Annotated in this window: 1 protein-coding gene and 1 pseudogene; both read left to right on the top strand. The window is 35.7% G+C overall.

Annotation, left to right across the window (positions count from 1 at the left end):
* Positions 1 to 79: 79 nt before the first annotated feature.
* Positions 80 to 349 (top strand): annotated as a pseudogene (locus VXQ92_RS17580) (glutathione S-transferase N-terminal domain-containing protein); the annotation flags it as partial.
* 145 nt (positions 350 to 494) lie between these two features.
* The gene (locus VXQ92_RS17575) at positions 495 to 1,427 is read left to right on the top strand and encodes a Dyp-type peroxidase (RefSeq protein WP_265642813.1); all 933 of its coding nucleotides are present in this window, start codon (positions 495 to 497) and stop codon (positions 1,425 to 1,427) included.
* Positions 1,428 to 1,492: the final 65 nt, after the last annotated feature.

The raw sequence follows: 1,492 nt of genomic DNA, 5'->3' as shown, positions 1-1,492 counted from the left end.
ACCACATACCCGAGTTGTCACTTAAATTTGAGTAGATATGAGAAGTCTTAACTTTTAAATCTTTGTGCAACAAAGCCATTCAAGAGTAGTAAGAAGTGTATTAAGTGAGCTTGAGCTACCTTACATTTTACATAGTGTTGCCAAAGAAAGATGGCAAGATATGGGGCCTGCGATTCTTCGGTTAAAACCGGGCAAATATGAACCTTTAAAAGAGGGAAAGCGAGAAAAATTGTTGCCGGTCATGCAAGGTAAAATGCAAGTGCCTTATTTAGTGGACCCAAATACAGGCGTTAAAATGTTTGAATCTGCGGAAATTGTAAAGTACCTAAAAAAACAATATGGCAGTTAAAATATAAATGAGAAAAACACGCTAGAGATTGAGATAACTCAGTCTCTTTTAAGAAGCGACAACAATAAGAAATCATACGATAAAAACATGAATATGCTAAATTACTATCTTAAATTACCAAAATAAGGCCTGTTTTATGGAATGTATGAGAATTCAGCCTGTAACGAGTCATCCTGGAGAAAATGCTTTATTTATTGTATTAGGATTAGCTCAAGGTGATTCTGTTGTAGAAAAAGTAAAAGATTTTGCTGGTAAATTCTCAGCGTTAACCAGAAGTTTGTCTAACCGTTATCCTGAAACTAAATTTAATGCCATATTAGGTTTTAGCTCAAACGCGTGGAATATTTTATTTCCACAGCAAGCAAAGCCTCAAGAATTAGAAACATTTCAAGAAATCAAAGGCCCAAAATACACAGCCGTTTCAACACCCGGGGATTTATTCTTTCATATTCGTGCTGATCGACAAGCTTTATGTTATGAGTTAGGAAGTATCATCAATGAACAGTTAGGTAAAGTAACTTACCCAATTGATGAAGTGCATGGTTTTCGTTATTTCGATGGGCGTGCGATTATTGGCTTTGTAGATGGAACAGAAAATCCTGAACCTGTAATTGCTGCACAATGGGCATTAGTGGATAACGAAGATCCTGACTTTATTGGGGGAAGTTATGCATTTATCCAAAAATATACCCATGATATGGAAAAATGGCGTGCATTAAGCGATGAGGAACAAGAAAAAGTTATCGGGCGTAAAAAGTTCAACGATATTGAGCTTGATGATGACGAGAAGCCTTTAACAGCACATAATGTAGTAAGTAAAGCGCATGATGCAGAAGGCAATGAACTAAAAATTATGCGTGCAAATATGCCTTTTTCGAATCCATCCAAAAATGAATATGGTACTTTTTTTATTGGTTACTCACGTAAATTTAGTACGACACGTCAAATGCTTGAAAATATGTTCTTAGGAAATGAGCAAGGTAATCTTGACCGATTACTTGACTTTAGTACTGCCCAAACAGGAACTCTATTTTTCGTACCGACAGTAGATTTTCTAGATGGCTTGGGTGACGAGTAGGCATTAAAAATAAACTTAGATGGTAGAGGTGAGTAGATTACCTCTACTATATAAATTGAAATTAA

It is taken from the genome of Acinetobacter sp. 228 (assembly GCF_048147885.1).
Note: the sequence above shows the minus strand (reverse complement) of the source record. Positions and strands in the feature narration are given on the sequence as shown.

Bases quoted from the DNA above. Each gene is read 5' to 3' on its own strand.
- VXQ92_RS17575 (WP_265642813.1), top strand. From the start codon at position 495: ATGAGAATTCAGCCTGTAACGAGTCATCCTGGAGAAAATGCTTTATTT.